The sequence below is a fragment of the Peptostreptococcus russellii genome (assembly GCF_900110295.1).
Taxonomy (GTDB): Bacteria; Bacillota; Clostridia; order Peptostreptococcales; family Peptostreptococcaceae; genus Peptostreptococcus; species Peptostreptococcus russellii_A.
This window is the reverse complement of record NZ_FODF01000036.1, coordinates 1-6,461: the sequence shown is the minus strand read 5'-3', so window position 1 is coordinate 6,461 and position 6,461 is coordinate 1. Positions and strand designations below refer to the sequence as shown.

Sequence of the window (6,461 nt, the reverse complement as noted above, 5' to 3'; positions counted from 1 at the left end):
GTGGTTTAAACAAGTTTGCTTGTTTAAACGATTAATCAATTGCTGTAAAACAGCTTATTGAATTAACCTGCTGTTCAATTTTCAAAGTTCATTTCTTTCTTTAATCTTTGTCAAACGTTTCCGCTTGACGACTCATTTATTATATCAACTTTATCGTAAGTTGTCAAGAACTTTTTTAAAAGTTTTTTAAATTTTTTTTAAGTAATACTTTATTTACTTTTAATAAGTTTTTGTATGACTAACTCTTTCAAGTTGTTTTTAATGTGTTTCTTAAAGACAAGTAATACTATATCACTATAAAACTACACTGTCAATAAGTTTTTTGGTTTTTTTTTATTTTTTTATATCTATCCTTTCTTTATTTTCGCTTAATCTATTATAGTTCGTATTTATAAACTTTTTATTGCTTTTTAGTATTTATATGAATATAAATATTCGTATTTTTTTAATACTCTTTGTATACAAAAGAGGTTTTTTGTTATAAAATATTTCTAAAGCATAAACTGAATATTTCTAATGAGTTTAAATTCATCAGTATTATTTATTACTCATAACTTTAATCAGAGATATTCAAAAAGTTTTTTATGTATTTATATGTGATTTTAAGGAGGAAATAAAATGCTATCTACGCGTTTAAAAAATATTACACCTTCAGTAACTGTTGCTATCAGTTCTAAGGTTAAAGAAATGAAGGCTGAAGGAATAGATGTTATAAGTCTTAGTATAGGGGAACCTGATTTTAACGTTCCAGAAAAAGCTAAAGAATATGGAAAGAAATCTCTAGATGAAAATAAAACTAAGTATGACTTCGTTCCTGGTATTATAGAACTTAGAGAGGAAATTTGTAAAAAATTAAATAATGAAAATAATATCTCATATACTCCAGATCAAATAGTTTTATCTAGTGGTGCAAAAAATTCTATTACTAATGTTATCCTTGCCACTACTGATCCTGGAGATGAAGTTCTTCTTCCTCTTCCTTACTGGGTAAGTTACTCTGAAATAGTTAAAGTTACCAATGCTGTTCCAGTGGAAGTAAAAACTAAGAAAGAAAATAACTTTAAGCTTACAAAAGATGAACTTCTGTCTGCTATTACAGACAAAACAAAGTTAATTATTATAACTAATCCATCTAATCCTACTGGTGCAGTGTATACTAGAGATGAGTTATTAGAAATTGCCAATGTCTGTGTAGAAAAAGGAATTTATATATTAGCCGACGAAATTTATGAAAAAATAAGATTTAATGACGATTTTGTCTCTGTTGCATCTTTAAGTGATGAAATAAAAGACATTACTATTACTGTAAATGGATTTGCAAAGTCTGCAGCAATGACAGGTATTAGATTAGGATATACCGCTTCAAATAGAGAAATCGCTAAGGGTATGTCTGCTATACAAAGCCATATTATATCTCACCCATCTTTAACTGCACAGTATATAGGTCTTGGTGCATTGAGAGAGTGTGAAGATGATATGCAATACATGGTTGATACTTATAAGAAGAGATGCTCTATTATTACAGAAAGACTTAATAAAATAGATGGTATCGGATATGTAAAACCTGCAGGAGCTTTCTATATATTTGTAGACTTATCTAAAGTAAAAGAAAACTTTAAGTATAAAGACAGCTTCTCAGTAGAATTCTGTGAACAGTTTTTACAGGACGAAAAGGTTGCCCTTGTTCCAGGAAAGGCATTTGGAATAGATGAATATGTGAGAATTTCCTACGCTTGTAGCGAAAAAGAATTCCTTGAAGGTGTAGATAGACTTGAAAGGTATATAGCTAAATACCTATAAACTATTTTCATCTAGCTATACTATCTACAAATAGTTGCTTAAAATAGATTATATATATTTAAAATTTATTATCAAAAAATACAAGGATATGCCATTAAGGCATATCCTTCTATTCTTACATCCATATTCCAATACTTGCTATACCACGACCTAATTCTCTTTTAAAAAGACCTTTTTCAGATATATAATTATACAGTTTTCCTACTTCTTTACTCAAACATTCTTTTTGATTATATTTTTTTATTGCCAAAACCCTTATCTTTTCAGAAAGAATTCCAACTTCTTTATTAAAGTTTTTACCGTCTATAGAAATATTATTTTTAAATTCTACAAGTATAACTCTTTCATCTGACAGTGTATTTTCATTTAAAATCAGATTATAAACCTTTGATAAAAATTCTTCTTCAAATTCCTTTTTATTTTTCATAGTCTACTCCCAGCTTTTTATTTTATGTTAATTACTACACTGACTCTAGATATGTTATTTAATCTAATATAATTTTGCTCCTGCTGGTATGTTATTTCCTAGCATTACTAAATTTAATTTTTCTTTGTCTTCGTATTCATATACAGATGAAATAATCATTCCTTCTGATTCTATACCCATCATTTTTCTTGGTGGCAAGTTTGTAATAGCTAAAAGAGTTTTACCTACTAATTCTTCTGCTGAATAGTATTCCTTAATTCCTGAAAGAATAGTTCTTTCTTTTCCTGATCCGTCATCTAAAGTAAACTTCAGTAGCTTTTTACTCTTAGCTACTTCTTCACAGTTAAGAACCTTTACTGCTCTAAAGTCTGACTTAGAGAAGGTTTCAAAGTCTACATCTTCTTCAAATAGTGGTTCAACTTTTACCTTAGAAAAATCTATTTTTTCTAAATCTCCTGTAACTTTATTATCAGCTGTTTCTTCTAAACTACCGCTTTCAGCTGTTTCACTAGACATCGGCTTCATTGTTGGGAATAATAATACATCTCTTATTGATGAAGAGTTTGTAAGAAGCATTATTACTCTATCTATACCTATTCCCAGTCCACCTGTTGGAGGAAGTCCCACTTCTAGTGCATTTAGGAAGTCTTCATCCATTTCACAAGCTTCATCATCACCAAGAGCTCTCTTTCTTACCTGATCTTCAAATCTTCCTCTCTGGTCGATTGGATCATTTAACTCAGAGAATGCATTGGCAAGTTCCCATCTATTAGCAAATGCTTCAAATCTATCTGTTCTTCTTGGATCTTCAACATTTCTCTTAGCAAGTGGAGAAACTTCCACTGGATGATGAGTTATAAATGTAGGCTGTACAAGCTGATCTTCACCAAATTCTTCAAAAAATTCATTTATTACTTCACCACGTCTCATTCCTGGCTTGATTTCTATTCCCTTTTCCTTTGCTACTGCTATAGCTTCTTCATCTGTATTTATTTCAGAGAAGTCTACTCCAGCATATTCCTTTACACATTCTTCCATAGTCATTCTTCTCCATGGAGGTGTAAAGTCTATTTCTGTTCCCTGATAATTTACCTTCATGCTTCCAGTTGCAACTTCAGCCATGTGAGATACAACATTTTCTGTTATTTCCATCATATCTTCATAGTCTGCATATGCCTGATACAATTCTATTGCTGTATACTCAGGATTGTGCTTCATGTCCATTCCTTCATTTCTGAACATTCTTCCCATTTCATATACCTTATCGAATCCACCAACGATTAATCTCTTTAGATATAATTCGTTAGCTATTCTTAAATACATTGGTATATCAAGAGTATTATGATGAGTAACAAATGGTCTAGCATTTGCACCACCTGCTATTGTATTTAAAATTGGTGTTTCAACTTCAAGGAAGCCTCTATCATCAAGATAACTTCTTAAAGCCTTTAGTGCCTTAGTTCTTGTAAGGAAAGCATCCTTTACTTCTGGATTAACTATTAAATCTACATATCTCTGTCTGTATCTTAAATCCATATCCTTTAAACCATGGTACTTTTCTGGAAGTATCTGAAGAGACTTTGACAATAAAGTAATCTTCTCTGCATGTAAAGATATTTCTTCAGTCTTAGTTTTGAAAACAAAACCTTCAACTCCAACTATATCTCCCATGTCAAATTTCTTAAATAACTTGTATTCATCTACTCCTATATCATCTCTTTTTACATATACCTGCATTCTTCCGTTCTGATCCTGTAAATGCATAAAAGATGCCTTACCCATTACTCTCTTTGACATTATACGCCCTGCTATGCTTACAGTCTTTCCTTCTAACTCATCATAATTTTCCTTTATTTCATCTGAATGATGAGTAACATTATACTTGCTTATTTTAAAAGGATCTTTCCCCATTTCCTGAAGTTCCTTAAGCTTATCTCTTCTAACCTGAAGAACTTCACTTAGGTTTTCGACCTGATTTTCCGGCTTATTATTTCCCATTTTCTCCTCCTGTTTTAATCTGTTTTTTCTTTATTAAATTAATACGAAAGTTACCCGAATATATAAATTCGGGTTTAGCACTCGTACTCTATTACTTAATTGATTTTAAAATGATTCTATATATTTTTGACATTTTGTAAGTTATCTTAATGAAATTCTAAAAATCCTAATATACCTACTAATATAATAGTCAAAATGCAACTATCTAGTTATATCTAATATCTTTAATTTGATTATACCGTCTGGAACAGTTACTTCTACGTCTTCGCCCTTTTGTCTTCCTAGTAGAGCCTTACCTACTGGAGATTCATTTGATATTTTAAAACTGTATGGATCCGCTTCTGCACTACCTACTATTGTATATTCAACTTCTTCGTCAAAATCATAATCAAATATCTTAACTACAGAACCAATTGTTACTACATCAAGGTCCACACTATCTTCATCAATTATAACAGCTACTCTTGTCATATGTTCTAGCTTCATAATTCTTTCTTCAAGAGCTGCCTGTTCTTTCTTAGCTTCATCATACTCTGCATTTTCTGATAAGTCACCAAATGATATAGCTACCTTTAATCTTTCTGCAACTTCTTTTCTTCTAGTTGTTTTTAAAAGTTCTAATTCTTCTTCAAGTTTGTCGTACCCTTCTTGAGTAAGTATAATTTCCTTGCTAATATTTTCCTCCATTTTCGGACCTCCATTATTATATAAATTACAATTATTTGCTTCTACATCATATTTTAAATTGTGTGTAAATCAAACACAATTTATATTATATCCGATTTATTATATTCTAATTATACTATAATGTCAAGAGTTCAATAAAGTCTGGATACAGGCTTTATCCCTTTATTCACAATACTTTTAGCCTTGTTTTTAACATAGCAAAAAACAGCTTATTTTTCCTTTGAATTAAATTTTTTCTGCATTTTTTACTTAATAGCCCTATTGAGCCCATAAAGTTTTTTTCTCATTTATTTTATTTTATTAACTAAATAACCATTTATACATTTTATTTCAAACTGTATAAAAAGCAAAAAAGAACAGGAAATTCTGTTCTTTCTTATTTTAATAATATAAACTTTTTTATTAAAAATTTTATATTTCTTTATACTGTAAAAGTGTCTTTATTACTTCTTCTACACTTTCCATTCTATTTATTTCATCTCTAAACTTGGCAGAATGTTTCATTCCCTTTAGATACCAGCCTATATGTTTTCTCATTTCCCTTACTGCAACATATTCACCATCTTCTTTTACGGCCAATTCTATATGTTTAATAGCTACATCTATTTTTTCTTCTTTTGTTGGCTCAGGAAGTATTTCTCCTGTCTTAATATAGTGATTAATTCTTTCAAAAATCCAAGGGTTTCCTTGTGCCCCTCTTCCTATCATTATTGCATCACACTTTGTATGCTGTCTAATTTTTATAGCATCCTCTACACTTGCAACATCACCGTTTCCTATAACAGGAATCTTTAGCTCTTCTTTTACAGCTTTGATAATATCCCAATCTGCCTTTCCTGAATAGTATTGCTCCCTAGTTCTTCCATGTATTGTAATTGCAGAGATTCCGCAGTCTTCTGCTATTTTTGCTATTTCAAGTGCATTTATATTATCTTCATCCCAGCCTTTTCTTATTTTTAAACTTACTGGCTTCTTGGATTTTCCTACTACTGCTTCTAATACTTTTCTAGCAAGTTCTGGATTTTTCATAAGAGCAGAACCATCACCGTTTTTTACTACCTTTGGTGCGGGACAGCCCATATTAATATCCAAAATTTCATTAGGATAATCGTTTAGTATCTCGGCAGCTCTTGCCATATATTCGGCTTCACTTCCAAAAATTTGAACGGCAACTGGAAATTCTTCATCATTTATATTTAACATTTTCTTTGTTTTTTCATCATCAAAGCAAAGCGCTTTTGCATTTATCATCTCTGTATATAAAAGACCACATCCATGTTCCTTACATATCAGCCTAAAAGGTAAATCTGTAACTCCAGCCATTGGAGCTAGAAAAACCTCATTATCTAGTTCAAAATCTCTAAATCTCATATTCACCTCTCATTTCAGTATATATTTTTATAAATCATAAGCCTATATTTTTTACAGATTACAAATTCAAATTAAATTTATACTCTTTAAAAACTATACTCTTTTTAGTTTCCTGTTTTGCTGTATTTTCAAAGCTCACTTATTTTTATCTTTTTTAAAGATTTATTAATTATTTTTT

The 6,461-nt window shown here is 30.3% G+C and carries 5 protein-coding genes; 1 reads left to right on the top strand and 4 read right to left on the bottom strand.

What is annotated here, in order from left to right; translation table 11 throughout:
* The first annotated feature begins 618 nt into the window (after positions 1-618).
* Complete coding sequence (locus BMY82_RS08885) at positions 619-1,800, top strand: pyridoxal phosphate-dependent aminotransferase (protein ID WP_091976197.1); 1,182 nt, start codon at positions 619-621, stop codon at positions 1,798-1,800.
* A gap of 115 nt (positions 1,801-1,915) precedes the next feature.
* On the opposite strand, the gene BMY82_RS08880 is transcribed toward BMY82_RS08885, so the two are convergent.
* From BMY82_RS08880 to dusB, 4 genes are all read right to left on the bottom strand, one after another.
* Positions 1,916-2,227 carry a bacteriocin immunity family protein gene (locus BMY82_RS08880; protein ID WP_091976196.1) on the bottom strand — a complete coding sequence of 104 codons (312 nt, stop codon included), beginning with the start codon at positions 2,225-2,227 and terminating at the stop codon, positions 1,916-1,918.
* A gap of 63 nt (positions 2,228-2,290) precedes the next feature.
* Entirely contained in the window at positions 2,291-4,225 is a 1,935-nt protein-coding gene (lysS, locus tag BMY82_RS08875; protein WP_091976195.1) for a lysine--tRNA ligase, read from the bottom strand.
* Positions 4,226-4,426: 201 nt separating this feature from the next.
* Positions 4,427-4,912, bottom strand: a complete 486-nt coding sequence (gene greA / locus BMY82_RS08870) for a transcription elongation factor GreA (protein ID WP_091976194.1) — start codon at positions 4,910-4,912, stop codon at positions 4,427-4,429.
* 411 nt (positions 4,913-5,323) lie between these two features.
* The gene (gene dusB / locus BMY82_RS08865) at positions 5,324-6,283 is read right to left on the bottom strand and encodes a tRNA dihydrouridine synthase DusB (RefSeq protein WP_091976193.1); all 960 of its coding nucleotides are present in this window, start codon (positions 6,281-6,283) and stop codon (positions 5,324-5,326) included.
* Positions 6,284-6,461 lie beyond the last annotated feature (178 nt).